Source organism: Pseudomonas sp. Pse79, from assembly GCF_024519615.1.
GTDB classification, from domain to species: Bacteria; Pseudomonadota; Gammaproteobacteria; order Pseudomonadales; family Pseudomonadaceae; genus Aquipseudomonas; species Aquipseudomonas veronii.
This window is the reverse complement of sequence record NZ_JALJRR010000025.1, coordinates 54,603-70,013: the sequence shown is the minus strand read 5'-3', so window position 1 is coordinate 70,013 and position 15,411 is coordinate 54,603. Positions and strand designations below refer to the sequence as shown.

The following is a 15,411-nucleotide window of genomic DNA, read 5'->3' as shown; positions in this document are numbered from 1 at the left end:
CCGCTTTTTTATTGGGGTGAAACGAGGATCGCGACCGGCGGCTCAAGCGCTGCCGAGACTGTTGAACCGCACCGGACGGATAATCCGGGTTTCCTGAGCCAGGATCAGATGCGCCGATGCTTGCAGGTAGGCCGGGAAGCGGGGGTCGCCATCCCGCGCCTGGCTGCGGCGCTCGAAGTCATCGAGACTGTCGTAGCCCCAGAGGTGAACGACTTGGTTCAATGGGCCGATGCTGCTGGTATAAAAACCCAGGGGCGCGCCCAGATGCTCCAGCAAAATCGGCATTGCCAGACGATCGAATACCTCGATGAACTCGCTCATGCCGCGTGGACGGATGGTGTAGATGCGGTGATCGATGACCGGTTTGTGAATCATCAGGCCACCTCCTGCTGGGGGGTGCCCGAGGCTTTTTCTGCAGCCACGCGAGCCAGGTGCAGGCCGGTGAGATAAGCGAAGGTCATGATCGGCCCGAGCGTGATCCCGGCAGCGGGATAGTTGCCGCCCATGATGCTCGCCCGGTCGTTGCCCACCGCGTAAAGCCCATCGATCGCCTGGCCTTGTTGGTTGAGCACTTCGCCGCGCACGCTGGTGTTGATGCCATCGAAGGTGCCGAGGTCGCCCATGATCACTTTGAGGGCGTAGTAAGGGCCTTCGCCAATCGGCGCCACGCACGGATTCGGCAGGTTCTGCGGGTCGGCGAGGTAGCGGTTGAAGGTGGTGCTGCCACGGCCGAACTGCTGATCCACGCCCTGCCCCGCCGTGCGATTGTAGTCACGCACGGTCTGTTCCAGGCCGGCCACGTCGAGCCCGGCGTTGCGCGCCAATTCAGCCAGGGTGCTGCCGCTGTGCAGGTAACCGTTGCGCAGCAATGGCGCGAGGGGCATCGGTGCCGGCTTGGCATAACCCAGCCCGTACTTGGCCATGGTCCGGCGGTCGCAGATCAACCACATGGCGGTTTCAGCCTGGTGGGCGCAGGCGTCAATCATTGCCGCGCCCACGTCGTGATACGAGTTGGACTCGTTGGTGAACCGTTGGCCATTGCGGGTCACGCCGATCACTCCGGGCTTGTAGCGATCGAGCAGATGCGGGAAGGCGGTGAACCTGCCGTTACCCATCGGCACTTTCGAGACGGGCATCCAGGCAGCAGGCGCTTTGAGCCGTATATCGACGGTGCCGCCCAAGGCCTCGGCCATGCGTGCGCCATCTCCGGTGTTGGTCTGCGGCACCGGGGAGAAATGCTCGCCACCGCGGCGCACATGGGGATAGGCCTGCTTCAACCGTTGCAGATCATGGGAAAACCCGCCGCTGGCCAGCACCACACCGTAGCGGGCTTCAAACCGCACTTCACCGCCCGCGGTCTGAGCGACCACGCCATTGACCCGGTCTGCGCTTTTCAACAATTGCTGCGCACTGGTTTGCGTCAGAATCGGAATCCCCAGGTCCAGTGCCGATTTCGCCAGCCGCGCGGCCAAGGCATTGCCGCTGGTCACCTGAATGCCGCGCCGGTAAAGCAGCAACTCCTTGGCATGCGTCATCAAGCGCTTTGCGACATAGAGGAATGAGGTCAGGGATTTGGTGGCATTGAAGAAATGCTTGAGGTCGGCATTCGACGAATTGAACATCATCCCAATGAACGTGATGGTTTTGAGCGGCGGCCGCAGGCGTGCCATGTCGGCCCCAAGCTTGCGGATGTCGAAAGGCGCGGCGAGGATCGAACGGCCAATATCGACGCCACCGGCCACGTCCGGGTGATAGTCCGGATAGAGGGTGGGGACGAACTGGACCTCGGTCTCTCGCTGGAAAAAGTCGATCATCCGCGGCGCGTTATCGAGAAATGCATCGACGGCCTCGGCATCGTAGAAATCGCCCGTTTCGTGCTTCATATAGGTCAGCGCGGCCTCGCGGCTGTCCGGGATGCCGTTGGCCTGGGACAAGGCATTGCCGGGAATCCACAGCACCCCACCCGAGAAGGCGGTGGTGCCGCCGAAGAACGCATCCTTTTCAATCACAATGACTTCCAGCCCCTGCTTGCGCGCCGCAATGGCGGTCGCCAGGCCACCGGCACCGGCGCCGATCACCAGTACGTCGCACCGGCGGATCGCCGCGGTTGTTGTCGTCGTCATAGTCAGTCTCACTCGGTAAAAGCCAGCCGAACGGCAGCCGTCGTCGCCATCGACCGCACGACAGGCGAGGGTTCGCTGGGGGATTCGGAGTCGACCGTCATCGGCCGAACGGAGGTCAGGCCTGGCGGCTGATCGTGGGTGATTCGTAGCCGGGGCGAGGGATCAACGCCATCAACATACTTTCCAGGCCTCCATCGACGGTCAACTCGGCAGCGTTGACATAACCTGCCCGCGGGCTCGCAAGGAACAGGACGGCATCGGCTATGTCCTGCGGCTCGCCGATCCGCTGGTTGGCGGTCATCGCCTTGCGCTCTTGCTCGACCTTGGGATCGGCGTAGAACGCTGCCGACAGCGGCGTGCGGATCAGGCCCGGGCAGATGGTATTGCTGCGGATGCCCCGCGGCCCCCACTCCGCCGCTATCTGCCGAGAAAGCATGGCGACCCCGGCCTTGGCTGTACTGTAGGCACCGCTGAAGGTTTGCGGGTAATGCGCGGCGATTGACGCGATATGCACGATGCTGCCGCTTTGTCGGGCCAGCATCAGGCGCCCGAACGCCTGGGCACACAGCAGATAGCCCGTCAGGTTGACCGACAGCACCTGGTTCCATTCGTCCAGGGTCAGCGTTTCAAGTGCCCCGGCCTGCAGCACGCTGGCGTTGTTGATCAGCACATCGCAACGCCCATGGAGCGCCTGCACTTGCTCCGCGGCCTGTTGCACGCTAAAGGGATCGGCAATATCGCAGTGCAACACCGAGACATCCGCTTCACTGTTTTTCGCCAGCTCGGCGGCCAGTTCACGGCATTTCCGTTCGTCGCGATCGAGCAGCACCACATGGGCATTCTGGCTAACCAGCGCGGCGGCGATCGCAGCGCCGATACCGCCAGCCGCGCCAGTGAGGACACAGACTTTGGCCTCGAGGTTCAGCCAGTTTTTCGGCAGGTCGTTATTATTCATTGTTATCTCCAACACGCATTTCAAGACAGTTCGCCCACTGCATGGCAAGCAGCAGGCGAGGCTCAGCATAGAAGCGTGGGACGACTCACAAGAATGGACAAAACCTTCAACCGTAGAGACTTTTACGACAAATCAGCGGCAAATTGCCCTACGCGCGGATTCTTCGCTAAGGTAGAAAACACGTGCCTGTAGACCATAAGAATAATGAACAAGATTCCCAGCTATGCCCTGTACGGCGAGGCGGCGGCGCCGATATGGCACGACTCCCTGCATGTCGAGTCAATCTCCCTGCGCTCCGGCGCCTATAACTGGGAGATCGCCGCTCATCGCCACGATGGGTTGTTGCAGATGCTGTACCTGCAAAGCGGCGAAGGCGAGGTGCTGCTGGACAACCAGCGGGTCGAGGTCAAGGCCCCGTGCCTGCTGTTCATCCCTGAGCAGATCGTGCATGGCTTCGCCTGGCACGGCCGGGTCGAAGGGCATGTGATCACCGCCGTCCAACACCCGCTGGAAAGCATCGTCCAAGTGCTCTCCCCTGGCCTGTTACCGCAGATCCAGAAACCCTGCGTAGTCGCCCTGCCGCACTGGGCGCCGGCCGATGATCCGCTGGAGCCTCTGTATCGGGCGTTGTACGGCGAATACCACGGACGCGGTCGGGAACACATCGCGTGCAGCATGTCGTTATTGTTGGCGCTGGTGATCCAGATGCTGCGCCTGAGCGAGTACAGCCACGACCTGCATGCACACCGTCATGATCGACGCAGCCAGCAGGTCATTGCCTTTCGCGAGCTGGTGAACAGGCACTTTCGCGAGCATCTTTCGCTGCATGACTATGCCGGTTTCCTGGGGGTCACCGTCGTCACATTGGGCCGGCTGTGCCACGAACAACTCGGCATGACCCCCATGACCCTGATCAACGCCCGGCTGATCCTCGAAGCCAAACGCGAGCTGGCCCATTCGGCCCAAAGCGTGAAGCAGATTGCCCATGGCATGGGCTTTTCCGATGTCGGTTACTTCAGCCGCTTTTTCCGCAAGCACGCCCAGTGCAGCCCGAGTGAATTCCGCCTTCAAACCCAAGCCACACGTCACGCAACGTGACGCTCTCAGTCAACTCTGACCGTTGTGTTCAAGCAACCCGAAAGCTCGAGAATTAAAGTTGAAGCGCCAGGGGAAGCTACCCCAGCTCACAACTCCAATAATAGAGCGACGTCAATGAGACTGACACAATCCTTGCCAGCGTGCCTGACACTCAGCTTCGTATCACTTGCCGTCTTTGCGGCAGAGGGCCCTCCTCCCCCCTCCGTGAGCCAACCCAGCGGTATCAACCTGGGCGGTACCAGCTTTTATGATGGGTTCGCAGGCCCCCCCGGGCTAACGCATCAGACCTATCTGAAGTTCAGTACATCCAGCAGCGTTCGTGACAATGGCGGCAAGGACAACCGCAACTTCGATAACCCGAAGATCAACGTCATTACCCTGATCAACCAATTCAGCTATTACTCGCCCGACACCATCGGCGGCGGCGCGCACTTGGGCTGGAGCCTTTTGGTGCCCGTGGTCTCTCTGGACGGCGACTTTGGCGACAACGGCGTAAAGCTCAAGGACAACGGCGTCGGCCTGGGCGACGTCACTGTCGGCCCGCAGATCCAGTTCGATCCGATCGTCAACGCCGAAGGCCGGCCGGTGTTTGTGCAGCGCGTGGCCTTCGATACGATCCTGCCCACCGGCAAGTACGACAAACACAAGGACTTGAATCCCGGCTCCAATTACTTCTCCTTCAACCCCTACTGGGCCGCGACCCTGATGCCGGCGCCGCGCTGGGAAGTGAGTTGGCGCTTGAATTACTTGTACAACTTCAAGAACAACGACCCGGCAAGCAGTTCGGCGCAGTTCTTTGAAGGGCGGCCGGTACACGACACCCAATCGGGTCAATCGGCGTGGGCCAACTTTACGGCTTCGTATGAGGTGTTCCCGAAGGTTTCAGTCGGGATCAACGGCTATTACTTCAGGCAGATTTCCGATGACCAGGTCAACGGCGACCGCCTGAGCAATTCTCGGGAAAAAGTACTGGGCATTGGCCCCGGCCTCTTCTGGAAAATGACCGAAGACCAGGCCTTTTGGCTCAATACCTATAAAGAGACCGGCGTGGAAAACCGCAGCAAGACGGATTACGCCGTGCAGGTCCGCTACGTTCACAAGTTCTGACTGAGGTGATATGCGATGAATGCGCTCGACTCCATCGACAGCAAGAAATCACTGGGCGCTATTTGCCTGATGATGGTCATTTCCCTGGGAACGCTGCAGATCCAGCCGATCCTGGGCGGCGCGTTGATTGATCAACTGGGGCTGCCGCTCAATGCCATCGGCGCGATCTTCGCCGCCGAGTTGATCGCGATGGCCATCGCCTGCGGCGTCTGTGCTCTGTTCATGGCACGGGTCGACCGCCGCCGCTTTGCGCTGGTTGCCTTGCTGATCCTGGCCGCCGGCAACCTGGCGAGCACACAACTGCACAGCCAGGCCTGGCTGATGGTGTTCAGGATCATCTGCGGCGCCAGCGGTGGCGCGGTCATGGCGGTGGTGTATGCGACTGCGGCGCTGCGCAGGTCGAAAGACGCGACATTCGCCGTGATCAATATCGGCAACCTGCTCTGGGGCATGCTGCTGGTGACGTCCATGCCCATGCTCTTGCAGGCGTTTGGCGTGCAGGGCGCGTTTTCCTTGCTGGCCATCACCAGCCTGTTCGCGGCGCTGGGTTGCTGGAAAATCCCCAGGCACTACCCTGACGCCCATCGCATCGCCCAGGGTGCGGCTCAGCCGTTCGGGCTGACTGCCGTACTGCTGATCCTGTTGTTTGCACTGTTGTTTTTCGGGCACTCCGCGCTGTGGGTGTATCAGGAACGAATTGGCAAAAGTATTGGCCTGGAACCCCAGCAGATCGGCGCCATCCTCGGCGGCAGCATCCTTGCAGGGGCCCTGGGAGCCGGGCTCTCCGGGCTGTTGGGGCGCCGCCTGGGTTTGCTGTTTCCGCAACTGCTGAGCTTTGGCACCGCGTTGCTGGCGACCCTGGTGATGGTCTATGGCGACAGCACCGTCGCGTTCGCCGCCACGGCGTGCCTGATCCATATGGTGTGGTTTTTCAGCCTGCCCTACCTGCTGTCGATGGCGGCCGAACTGGACCCTTCCGGTCGATTGGCCGGCCTGGGCAACGCGGCGATTTTTGTCGGCCAAGGGCTGGGCCCGTTCGGTGCCGCGCTGGTGGTCGGCGAAGGGCATTTCCGGGCCGTGGGGTGGCTGGCAGCCTCGGCGTATGGAGTGGCCTTGATCATTTCGTGCCTGGTGGTGGCGCGCTTTCGTCGAGGCCTCAAACCGCGCGCGCCGGCCCTGTCGCCACAATCTGCCTGAATACCCTGCCCTGACGTGAACCCACTGGATCAATGAGATGACGCGATGAATATTCCATTTCCCAAAACCCCCGAGTTTTCCGGCGCGCTGTATACCCCCAGCCGCGTAGAAGCCGACGTGTTCGACCTGGAGATCGAAGGCGCTGTGCCTGAGGCGATCCACGGGACCTTTTATCAAGTCTCGCCGGACCCGCAATACCCGCCCATGCTGGGCACGGATATCTTCTTCAACGGCGACGCCATGGTCAGCGGCTTCTATTTTGCCGATGGCAAGGTCTCGTTGCGTCGGCGCTATGTGCTCACCGATCGCCTGGTCGCCCAGCGCCGTGAAGGGCGTTCGCTCAACGGCGTCTATCGCAATGCCTACACCAACGACGCGCTCGCGGCAAAAAACAACACCACGGCCAACACCTCGGTGATCCCGCATAACAACGTCCTGCTGGCACTCAAGGAAGATGCCATGCCGTGGGCACTGGACCCGCAGACGCTGGAGACCCTCGGCGAGTGGAATTTCGACGGGCAGATCGATTCAGCCACCTTCACCGCCCATCCCAAGCTCGACCCGGTGACCGGAAACCTGCTGGCCTTCAGCTACGAAGCCAAAGGCGACGGCACACCCGACATGGCGTATTTCGAAATTTCGCCGCAGGGCAAACTGCTGCACCAGATCTGGTTCCAGGCGCCCTACGCCGCCATGGTCCACGACTTCGCGGTCACCGAGCATTATGTGGTGTTCCCGCTGATCCCCCTGACGGTGGACGTCGAGCGCATGAAACAAGGCGGCCAGCATTTCCAGTGGCAGCCCGAACTGCCCCAGCTGTTTGCCGTGGTGCCGCGCCACGGGGACGCGCGCGAGGTGCGTTGGTTCAAAGGGCCCAAGGACGGCTTCCAGGGCCATACCCTGAACGCGTTCGACGAAGACGGTAAAGTCTATGTGGACATGCCGGTCACCGGCGGCAACGTCTTTTACTTCTTTCCCCAGGCGGACGGTTTCGTACCGCCGCCGGAAACCCTGGCGGCCAGCCTGATGCGCTGGGTCTTTGACCTGAGCAGCGCACAGGACGAACTGCAACCGCAGGCGCTGACGGACTATCCCTGTGAATTTCCCCGCTGCGATGACCGTTACATAGGCCGCAAATATGAACACGGATTCCTGCTCGCCTTTGATCCGCAGCGGCCGTATAACTCGGCGAATGGCCCGATGCCGTTTCAGTTCTTCAACCTGCTGGCTCACATCAACCTGACAACCGGTGTCACCGACGCGTGGTTTCCCGGTGACAGCGGGTGCTTTCAGGAACCCATTTTCATTCCACGCTCCGCCGCGGCAGCGGAAGGCGATGGCTACGTGGTCTGCCTGCTCAACCTGATTGTCGAAGGGCGCAGTGAACTGGTGGTGCTGGACTCCACTGACATGGCGGCCGGCCCCATCGCCCGCATCAAAGTCCCATTCCGTATGCGGATGTCGCTGCACGGCTGCTGGGCACCGCGCTAAATCGGCATAGCGTTCCCCTCCCCTCCAATAGCCACGCCCGTAGCCATCCCATACTGGAATGGCACGGGCTGCTTGGCGTTTCAGGCAGCAATCCGATCACCGAACAGAAAAATAACATTTATTCCGAAATGCAGGATTTATACAAAAATCCCACTTTACAGGATTAATTCGCAAGACTAGATTGAGCCCATTGCAGCCCATCTCACGCTCCCCTTTCCGAGAGGACACTTCATGAAATTCGCGAGCTTTATCGTTCAAGGCCGTACCACCTACGGGGTGGTCGAGGGCGCTCAGGTGATTGACCTGGAATCGGTCAAATCCACCTTTGGCACCGACCTCAAGCAAGCCATCGCCATCAATCGCCTGGGTGAACTGACGCCGACCATCCTGGCCGCGCTGCCACGCGTAGCGTTGGCGGACGTGACGTTCCTGCCAGTGATCGCAAACCCGGGCAAAGTGCTGTGCATTGGCATCAACTACGCCACCCATGTGCGTGAAACCGGTCGGGAGATGCCGACCTACCCGATGATTTTCACGCGTTTCGCCGACAGCCAGGTTGCACACCTGCAACCGATCATTCGCCCAAAGGTTTCGCATAAGCTGGATTTCGAAGGCGAACTTGCAGTGGTCATCGGCAAAACCGCGCGCCACGTCAAGGCTTCGCAGGCGCTGGAGTATGTGGCCGGTTATGCCTGCTACAACGATGGCAGCGTCCGCGACTGGCAGAAGCACACCATCCAGTTCGTGCCGGGCAAGAATTTCCCGGACACCGGCGGCTTCGGTCCCTGGCTGGTGACTTGCGATGAGATCGGCGACCCGCAGGACCTGGAATTGACCACGCGCCTGAACGGCCAAGTGATGCAACACACCCGCACCAGCGACATGATTTTCGACGTGCGCCACCTGATCGAATACTGCTCCACCTTCACCGAACTGGCGCCCGGCGATGTGATTGTCAGCGGCACCACCGGTGGCGTCGGCGCATTCCGTGAACCGCCGGTATGGATGAAGCCCGGCGATACCGTCGAGGTCGAGATATCGGGCATCGGCATCCTGCGCAACAGCATCGCCGATGAACAATAAGCCATGAAGCCATTACCTGAATCAGAACACCTGCCGGAGCAGGACGCCGACAGCAAAGGCTCAAGCCTGGAGCGCATGCTGCGGGTGCTGGATCTGTTTACCGAGACCAGCCCGATCTGGGCGGTCGACGAGATGGGCGCTGCGCTGGGTTACACGCGGTCGACCATCTACCGCTACGTGCGCGAACTGGCTGAGGCGAACCTGTTGTTTCAGGTCGAAGCCGGCCGCTACGCGTTGGGCGCACGGATTATCACCTGGGACCGCCAACTGCGCCTGAGCGACCCGCTGGTACGCGCAGCGCAAGCCCTGGAACAAGACCTGCCGCGTTGGAGCGAGCAACAGGTGTGGCTGATCTGCCGGCTGTTCAAGAACCAGGTGGTGTGTATCCACCAGCATGGCGACTTGTTCAGCGAGGTCAGCTACTCCCGCGGCTCACCCAGGCCGCTGTTCCTCGGCGCGACCTCGAAGGCGATCCTCGCCAACATGACGTCGCGCCAACACAGTCAGCTGTTTCTGGAAAACCCCGATGAAGTGCGCGCCAGCCATCTGGGACAGACCTGGGAACAATTCCGCCGCTCACTGCAGCAACTGCGCCGCCAGGGCTATGTCGCCAGCGCGGCTGAAATTGACCCCGGCGTCTACGGCCTGGCGGCACCGATCTTCGACAACGACGGCAAGGTGGTCGGCAGCATCAGTTGCCTGCGTCCGATTCAGGAGCGCGACAACGCCCAGGAAGCGCAACAAGGGGCACAAATGCAGGCCCTCGCACAGGCGTTGTCGCAGCGCATGGCGACGCTCACCCACCGCCCCGCGTAGCCAGACTGAAAACTTTGGAAGGGAATAACAATGACAACCCTCAACAGCTTCAGCACCCAAGTCTTGATCATCGGGGCAGGCCCTACCGGACTGACCCTGGCCAACCTCCTCGGCCAGGCCAACGTGGACAGCCTGATCATCGACCGCAAACCCGGCACCGTGACCGAACCGCGTGCCGTCTCGATCGACGATGAATCCTTGCGCACCATGCAAGCCATCGGGCTGGATGACGCCGTGTTGCGCGATGTGGTGCCCGGTTATGGCGTGCATTACTTCACCCGCGCGGGCGGGCGTTGCTTCGGCAAGGTCGAGCCGACCGGCAGGTTATATGGGTTTCCCAAGCGTAACGCCTTCCGCCAGCCGCTGTTCGAAAGCACGCTGAAGACCGGCCTTGAGCGTTTTGCGAACCTGACCGCGCGCTTCAATCACGAGCTGCTCGAGTTCACCCAAGACCAGCATGGCGTGCACGCGTTGATCAAGGATGCCGATGGCCAGTTGCTCAACGTCAAGGCCAGCTACCTGATCGCCTGCGACGGCGGCCGCAGCCCGGTGCGCAAGCAACTGGGGATCGAGATGGTGGGGTCGAGCTTCTCCTCACGCTGGCTGGTGGTCGATACCGACCAGGATGACGACCCCTTCTGGCAGACCCGCGTGTACTGCGATGCCCGCCGCCCCGTGGTGGAAGTGCCCGGCCCACACCGCACGCGGCGCTTTGAATTCCTGCTCAAGCCGGACGAAACCGATGCGCAGGTGCTCAGCCCCGAATGCCTGCACACCCTGCTTCGTCCGTTCAAAGGCGATGCCCCGGTGTCCATCGTGCGCAAGACGGTGTACACCTTTCATGCCCGCATCGCCGAGCGTTGGCAGGTCGGCCGCGTATTTCTCGCTGGCGATGCCGCGCATTTGACCCCGCCCTACGCGGGGCAAGGGATGAACAGCGGCGTTCGCGATGCCCACAATCTGGGCTGGAAGCTGGTCGCCGTGCTCAAGGGCAAAATGGCGGCGAACGCCCTGCTGTCCTACGAAAGCGAGCGGCGCGACCATGCCTGGGCCTTGATCAAGCTGGCCCTGAACCTTGGCGTGGTCATGGCGCCAGCCACCGTGCTGCGGGCTCGCCTGATCAGCGCGGCATTCGCGGTCATCGGCCTGGTGCCGCCGCTGCGCGATTATTTCCTGCAAATGCGCTTCAAGCCCAAACCGCGCTTTACCAAAGGCCTGGTATTGCCCGAAGGCAAGGCCGGGAAACTGGCCTGCGGGCAAATGTTTCCTCAGCCATTGCTGACCGATGCCCAAGGCCGCGCTCACCTGCTGGACACGACCATCGGTGCCGGCTTCGCCCTGATCCAATATGGCGACCTGCCCCATCCACGTCTCGATGAACTGCGACACGGTCTGTGGGACCACCTGGAAGCCAAACGCATCCTGATCCTGCCCGCGCACGTTCAGACGCTACCGTCGATCCCCGGCTGCACCGTGCTGCAAGACCGCGAGAATGCGCTCAAGGACCTGCTCGGCGACAGCCAGAAGTTTCTGCTGCTGCGTCCGGATCGCTATGTCGCCGCCATCTTCGAGATGGCCACGCAAGACCCAGTCGCCGACGCATTGCAATCGCTGTTCGGCATCACCCTGACGAACAACTGCGCGGATCAGCCGGGCATGGCGCCCGTCTACCCCTGAACCTTCAGCCCCAGAGGTGTTTATGCAAACCTTGCAGACTTCCACCCCCGCCCGCCTGTGTTACCTGCACCTGGCAAGCAAAGCTCCACAGCAGCAGGTCGACTTCTATCAGCGCCTGCTGGACATGGACGGCCTGGCGCAGGCTGACGGCAGCTGGCTGCTCCAGGGGCCCCAACGGGCCATGCTGATTTCACCCGCCGACCATAGCGGCCTGCTCGCGGCGGCGTATGACCTGGGCAGCCAAGCGCACTTGAGTGAACTGCGCGCGCGCCTGCTCGGCAACGGTTGTCAGGTCGAAGCGCTCGACTCGCCGCTGCTGGAAGCGGGCGCCTTTCAAATCCGTGACCCCCAGGGTCGGCAAACCCTATTTGGCGTGTCTCGCGGCGCGTCCACCATCGACCGCAAGGGCATGCCGGGGCGCCTGCAGCACGTGGTGTTCCAGACCACGGAGCTGGAAGCGATGATCGACTTCTACGTCAACACAGTGGGGTTCACCGTCTCGGACAATGTCGTCGACGAGCAAAGCGGCCAGCTCACCACCTGCTTCCTGCGTTCGGACGATGAACACCATTCGCTGGCGTTCTTCCGCGGATCGAAAAACGAGTGGGATCACCACTGTTACGAAACCAACGAATGGAATGACATCCGCGACTGGGGCGACCGCTTCGCCAAGGAGCGGATCACCTTGTTCTTCGGCCCGGGACGACATGGCCCAGGCAACAACCTGTTCTTCATGGTGGTCGATGCCGATCGCAACCGCCTGGAATTCTCGGCCGAGCTGGAGATCACCGAAGCCTCCCGCCCGCCTGGCGTCTGGCCGCAGGAGGAATACACCCTCAACGCCTGGGGACGCGCCTGGATCCGAAGCTGAATACGCTCAACCTAAAGGGTCTGCCCTCACCACCCTCAATCGACGCGGCTACCTGCCTCTAAGGTAAGACTATGACAACTCCAATACTCGCGGCCTACGCCATCAACGGCGACCAATACATCAACGGCACCTGGCGTGCGGGTCGTTCTGCACGACGCCTGGACGACCGCAACCCCTTCAACGGCGAACCCTTGCTGGAAATGCCCCTGGCCTCGGTGGCCGACCTGGATGACGCCTACCAGGCCGCCCAACGCGCGCAAACCGACTGGGCAGCGCTGCACCCGACCCAGCGCAGTGCGCAACTGGAAAAACTCGCCCAGGTCATCCAGAACCGCAGCGAAGAAATCATCGACTGGCTGATCCGCGAGTCCGGCAGTACCCGTATCAAAGCTGGCATGGAATGGCAGTTCACCCTCAACCTGGTTCGCGAATGCGCAACACTGCCGATGCAGGTTGAAGGCCGGATCCTGACCAGCTACAAGCCTGGCGAACAGAGTTTCGTGTTTCGCGAGCCGCTGGGGGTGGTCGGTGTGATCAGCCCGTGGAACTTCCCGCTGTACCTGAGCATGCGCTCGGTGGTGCCGGCCCTTGCGCTGGGCAATACCGTGGTGCTCAAGCCCGCCAGCGATACGGCGGTTACCGGCGGCCTGTTGATTGCCCATCTGTTCGAAGAGGCCGGGTTCCCGGCGGGCTCGCTGAACGTGGTGGTCGGCGCGGGTGCAGAGATCGGCGATGCGTTCGTCGAACACCCGATACCGAGCCTGATCTCCTTCACCGGCTCCACCGACGTGGGACGCAACGTGGGACGCATCGCCACTGGCGGCAAGCACATCAAGCGCGTGGCCCTGGAGCTGGGCGGTAACGCACCGCTGGTGGTGCTGGAGGATGCGGACATCGAGATAGCGGCGCATGCCGCCGTGGTCGGGCGCTTCCTGCATCAGGGCCAGATCTGCATGAGCGTCAACCGGGTCATTGTTGATCGTGCGCTGTATGCCGACTTCGCGGCGCTGGTGGTCGAGCGCGTGCGCAATCTCAAGACCGGTGACCCGGCCAAGGCCGATACGGTAATCGGGCCGGTGGTCAACCAGAGTCAGCTTGATGGCCTGCTTGGAAAGATCGACGCCGCCGAGCGTGCCGGTCTCAAGCAACTGTGTGGCGGCCAGGCGCGCGGGCTGGTGCTACCGGCCCATGTCTTCGGTGAAGTGGGCCCCGAGCAGGCCTTGGCCCGCGATGAAACGTTCGGCCCGTTGCTGCCGCTGATGATTGCGCAGAATCAGGCCCATGCCCTGGAGTTGGCCAATGCAAGCGAGTACGGTCTGTCCAGCGCGGTGTTTACCCGTGACATGGCACGCGGCCTGAGCTTTGCCCGGGGCATCGTAGCGGGCATGACCCATATCAACGACATCACCGTCGATGACCAGCCCAATGCGCCGTTCGGCGGCGAAAAGAATTCCGGTCTTGGACGCTTCAACGGCCACTATGCCTTGGATGAGTTTACCCGAGCCCATTGGGTCACCTGGCAAGCCGGGGGCCATCACTACCCGTTCTGATCGTCTGTCAGGAGCGGGCAAGGCTCACACCTTGCCCGCCAGCCCAAAACAAAAAAACAAAAGGCGAAACAATGAATAACCTAGCCTGCGTATCCACCGATCAAGTCGTTCGCTCTGATCGGCTGATGAAATGGAAAGAGTTCATGAGCGATCACCTGGGCCGCACGCCGGAGTATATAAAGCGCCTGGAGTCCACCAACATCGACCCGTTGCACAACGGCAACTTCCAGGGCCGCCTGGAATACGGCGACTTGGGCCAGTTGCGTTTCTGCCGCATGACCGCCAGTGCCCATCGCTATTCACGCCACCTGAGCAAGGCGCTTGATGTCGTCGACACACCGCGCATGTTGATACTGCAGGTCGCTGGTGTCAGTCATTTCGAGCAAGGCCAGCAAAACAGCACCGTCGCGCCGGACGAAATGCTCCTGGTCGACTGCGGCAAACCCCTCAGCGTCACCAGCACCCAGGGCTGCGAGCACTTTATCCTGCTATTCCAGGGCCCCGCCGGGCAACTGACGCAGACCGGCGACATGCACTTGAATGGCCGCAACGGGCTGGGGCGCATGCTGATGCACTTGATCAGCGACGCTTATCACCAATATCCCCTGCTCAACAGCCAATCGGCCGGGCTGATCGGCGACAGCATCACCGGGTTGCTGAACAATGCACTGAAGAACAAACAAGATGAAAAGCAACTCGACCATGACTTCCGCTTTTTCAAACAGAATCGCCTCAAGGCGTATATCGAGCGTCACCTGGCCGACCGCGACCTCAGCATCGAGCGCATCGCCAACGCCGAGCAATGCTCAGTGCGCAGCTTGCATCGGGCATTTCAGGACGAGCTGGGGTGCAGTGTCAGCGAGTACATCTGGCAGCGTCGGCTGTCCCGTTGCGCCGAGGACCTGCGCAACCATGAACAGGCCCATCGCTCCCTCACCGAGATCGCCTATGCCTGGGGCTATGGCAGCAGCTCGCATTTCAGCCGGCACTTCAAAGCGACATTCGGCATGTCGCCCCGGTTGTTTCGTGACACCGCCAGCGACACCCGTGCCAACGCCACTGCGGCGTAACCCCAGGCGCCGTCCGCCAGCGCCAAGGCGTTGATGGACGGCCCCTGCGATCAATGCGCCTCACCGCCCGGCAAGGGCTGGTAACGCACCGATCAACCGTCATCCTGTACGTCGCCCCAGCGAAACCGTCAAAGGCACCCAGGGACAAGAAACCGGCCCCCCTGTTTTTCTCTCCCGCGTTGCCTTGCATGTCTTTCAGGAACTCAAGACCCGCACCGGAGAGTCTCAGTGCGCTGACTGATGCCTCGAACGGCTGCAGGGTTCTGGTGGTACTGGTTTTACCTTCACGGTAATGACCTGACCTCGACGTTTCGCAAAGGCTGGACGACCTAATGCACAACGGCCAGCCCCTAGCGCCTGGCGCGGTTGGCGC

General features: G+C 61.5%; 13 protein-coding genes. 10 read left to right on the top strand and 3 right to left on the bottom strand.

Going from position 1 to position 15,411, the window contains the following annotated elements; genetic code table 11:
• Positions 1-42: 42 nt before the first annotated feature.
• The 3 genes from NR164_RS24790 to NR164_RS24780 all read right to left on the bottom strand — a co-directional run bounded on the left by NR164_RS24790 (position 43) and on the right by NR164_RS24780 (position 3,078).
• Positions 43-375 carry an NIPSNAP family protein gene (locus tag NR164_RS24790; protein ID WP_057005710.1) on the bottom strand — a complete coding sequence of 111 codons (333 nt, stop codon included), beginning with the start codon at positions 373-375 and terminating at the stop codon, positions 43-45.
• A complete protein-coding gene (locus tag NR164_RS24785) occupies positions 375-2,123 on the bottom strand; it encodes an FAD-dependent oxidoreductase (protein ID WP_256823376.1) in 1,749 nt (582 codons plus the stop codon). The genes NR164_RS24790 and NR164_RS24785 overlap by 1 nt, the downstream gene beginning before the upstream one ends.
• Before the next feature lie 115 nt (positions 2,124-2,238).
• On the bottom strand, positions 2,239-3,078 hold the full coding sequence (locus NR164_RS24780; protein WP_256823375.1) for an SDR family NAD(P)-dependent oxidoreductase: 840 nt from the start codon (positions 3,076-3,078) through the stop codon (positions 2,239-2,241).
• A gap of 204 nt (positions 3,079-3,282) precedes the next feature.
• Between NR164_RS24780 and NR164_RS24775 the strand changes: the two genes are divergently transcribed.
• The 10 genes from NR164_RS24775 to NR164_RS24730 all read left to right on the top strand — a co-directional run bounded on the left by NR164_RS24775 (position 3,283) and on the right by NR164_RS24730 (position 15,038).
• On the top strand, positions 3,283-4,176 hold the full coding sequence (locus tag NR164_RS24775; RefSeq protein ID WP_057005712.1) for a helix-turn-helix domain-containing protein: 894 nt from the start codon (positions 3,283-3,285) through the stop codon (positions 4,174-4,176).
• Between the two features lie 114 nt (positions 4,177-4,290).
• A complete protein-coding gene (locus NR164_RS24770; RefSeq protein ID WP_057005713.1) occupies positions 4,291-5,283 on the top strand; it encodes a transporter in 993 nt (330 codons plus the stop codon).
• Between the two features lie 15 nt (positions 5,284-5,298).
• Positions 5,299-6,480, top strand: coding sequence for an MFS transporter (locus tag NR164_RS24765; protein ID WP_057005714.1), 1,182 nt, complete (start codon positions 5,299-5,301; stop codon positions 6,478-6,480).
• Between the two features lie 45 nt (positions 6,481-6,525).
• Positions 6,526-7,971, top strand: a complete 1,446-nt coding sequence (locus NR164_RS24760; RefSeq protein ID WP_256823374.1) for a carotenoid oxygenase family protein — start codon at positions 6,526-6,528, stop codon at positions 7,969-7,971.
• Between the two features lie 231 nt (positions 7,972-8,202).
• On the top strand, positions 8,203-9,054 hold the full coding sequence (locus NR164_RS24755) for a fumarylacetoacetate hydrolase family protein (RefSeq protein WP_057005716.1): 852 nt from the start codon (positions 8,203-8,205) through the stop codon (positions 9,052-9,054).
• Between the two features lie 3 nt (positions 9,055-9,057).
• The gene (locus NR164_RS24750) at positions 9,058-9,870 is read left to right on the top strand and encodes an IclR family transcriptional regulator (protein ID WP_079444313.1); all 813 of its coding nucleotides are present in this window, start codon (positions 9,058-9,060) and stop codon (positions 9,868-9,870) included.
• A gap of 30 nt (positions 9,871-9,900) precedes the next feature.
• Entirely contained in the window at positions 9,901-11,547 is a 1,647-nt protein-coding gene (locus NR164_RS24745; RefSeq protein ID WP_256823373.1) for a bifunctional 3-(3-hydroxy-phenyl)propionate/3-hydroxycinnamic acid hydroxylase, read from the top strand.
• 22 nt (positions 11,548-11,569) lie between these two features.
• The gene (locus tag NR164_RS24740) at positions 11,570-12,418 is read left to right on the top strand and encodes a VOC family protein (RefSeq protein ID WP_079444315.1); all 849 of its coding nucleotides are present in this window, start codon (positions 11,570-11,572) and stop codon (positions 12,416-12,418) included.
• 71 nt (positions 12,419-12,489) lie between these two features.
• Complete coding sequence (locus NR164_RS24735) at positions 12,490-13,968, top strand: aldehyde dehydrogenase family protein (protein WP_057005720.1); 1,479 nt, start codon at positions 12,490-12,492, stop codon at positions 13,966-13,968.
• A 71-nt stretch (positions 13,969-14,039) separates the two neighbouring features.
• The gene (locus NR164_RS24730) at positions 14,040-15,038 is read left to right on the top strand and encodes a helix-turn-helix domain-containing protein (RefSeq protein ID WP_256823372.1); all 999 of its coding nucleotides are present in this window, start codon (positions 14,040-14,042) and stop codon (positions 15,036-15,038) included.
• The last annotated feature ends 373 nt before the right edge of the window (positions 15,039-15,411 follow it).

Coding starts and splice junctions, on each gene's coding strand:
- NR164_RS24790 (WP_057005710.1), bottom strand. CDS start 375: ATGATTCACAAACCGGTCATCGATCACCGCATCTACACCATCCGTCCA.
- NR164_RS24785 (WP_256823376.1), bottom strand. CDS start 2,123: ATGACGACGACAACAACCGCGGCGATCCGCCGGTGCGACGTACTGGTG.
- NR164_RS24780 (WP_256823375.1), bottom strand. CDS start 3,078: ATGAATAATAACGACCTGCCGAAAAACTGGCTGAACCTCGAGGCCAAA.
- NR164_RS24775 (WP_057005712.1), top strand. CDS start 3,283: ATGAACAAGATTCCCAGCTATGCCCTGTACGGCGAGGCGGCGGCGCCG.
- NR164_RS24770 (WP_057005713.1), top strand. CDS start 4,291: ATGAGACTGACACAATCCTTGCCAGCGTGCCTGACACTCAGCTTCGTA.
- NR164_RS24765 (WP_057005714.1), top strand. CDS start 5,299: ATGAATGCGCTCGACTCCATCGACAGCAAGAAATCACTGGGCGCTATT.
- NR164_RS24760 (WP_256823374.1), top strand. CDS start 6,526: ATGAATATTCCATTTCCCAAAACCCCCGAGTTTTCCGGCGCGCTGTAT.
- NR164_RS24755 (WP_057005716.1), top strand. CDS start 8,203: ATGAAATTCGCGAGCTTTATCGTTCAAGGCCGTACCACCTACGGGGTG.
- NR164_RS24750 (WP_079444313.1), top strand. CDS start 9,058: ATGAAGCCATTACCTGAATCAGAACACCTGCCGGAGCAGGACGCCGAC.
- NR164_RS24745 (WP_256823373.1), top strand. CDS start 9,901: ATGACAACCCTCAACAGCTTCAGCACCCAAGTCTTGATCATCGGGGCA.
- NR164_RS24740 (WP_079444315.1), top strand. CDS start 11,570: ATGCAAACCTTGCAGACTTCCACCCCCGCCCGCCTGTGTTACCTGCAC.
- NR164_RS24735 (WP_057005720.1), top strand. CDS start 12,490: ATGACAACTCCAATACTCGCGGCCTACGCCATCAACGGCGACCAATAC.
- NR164_RS24730 (WP_256823372.1), top strand. CDS start 14,040: ATGAATAACCTAGCCTGCGTATCCACCGATCAAGTCGTTCGCTCTGAT.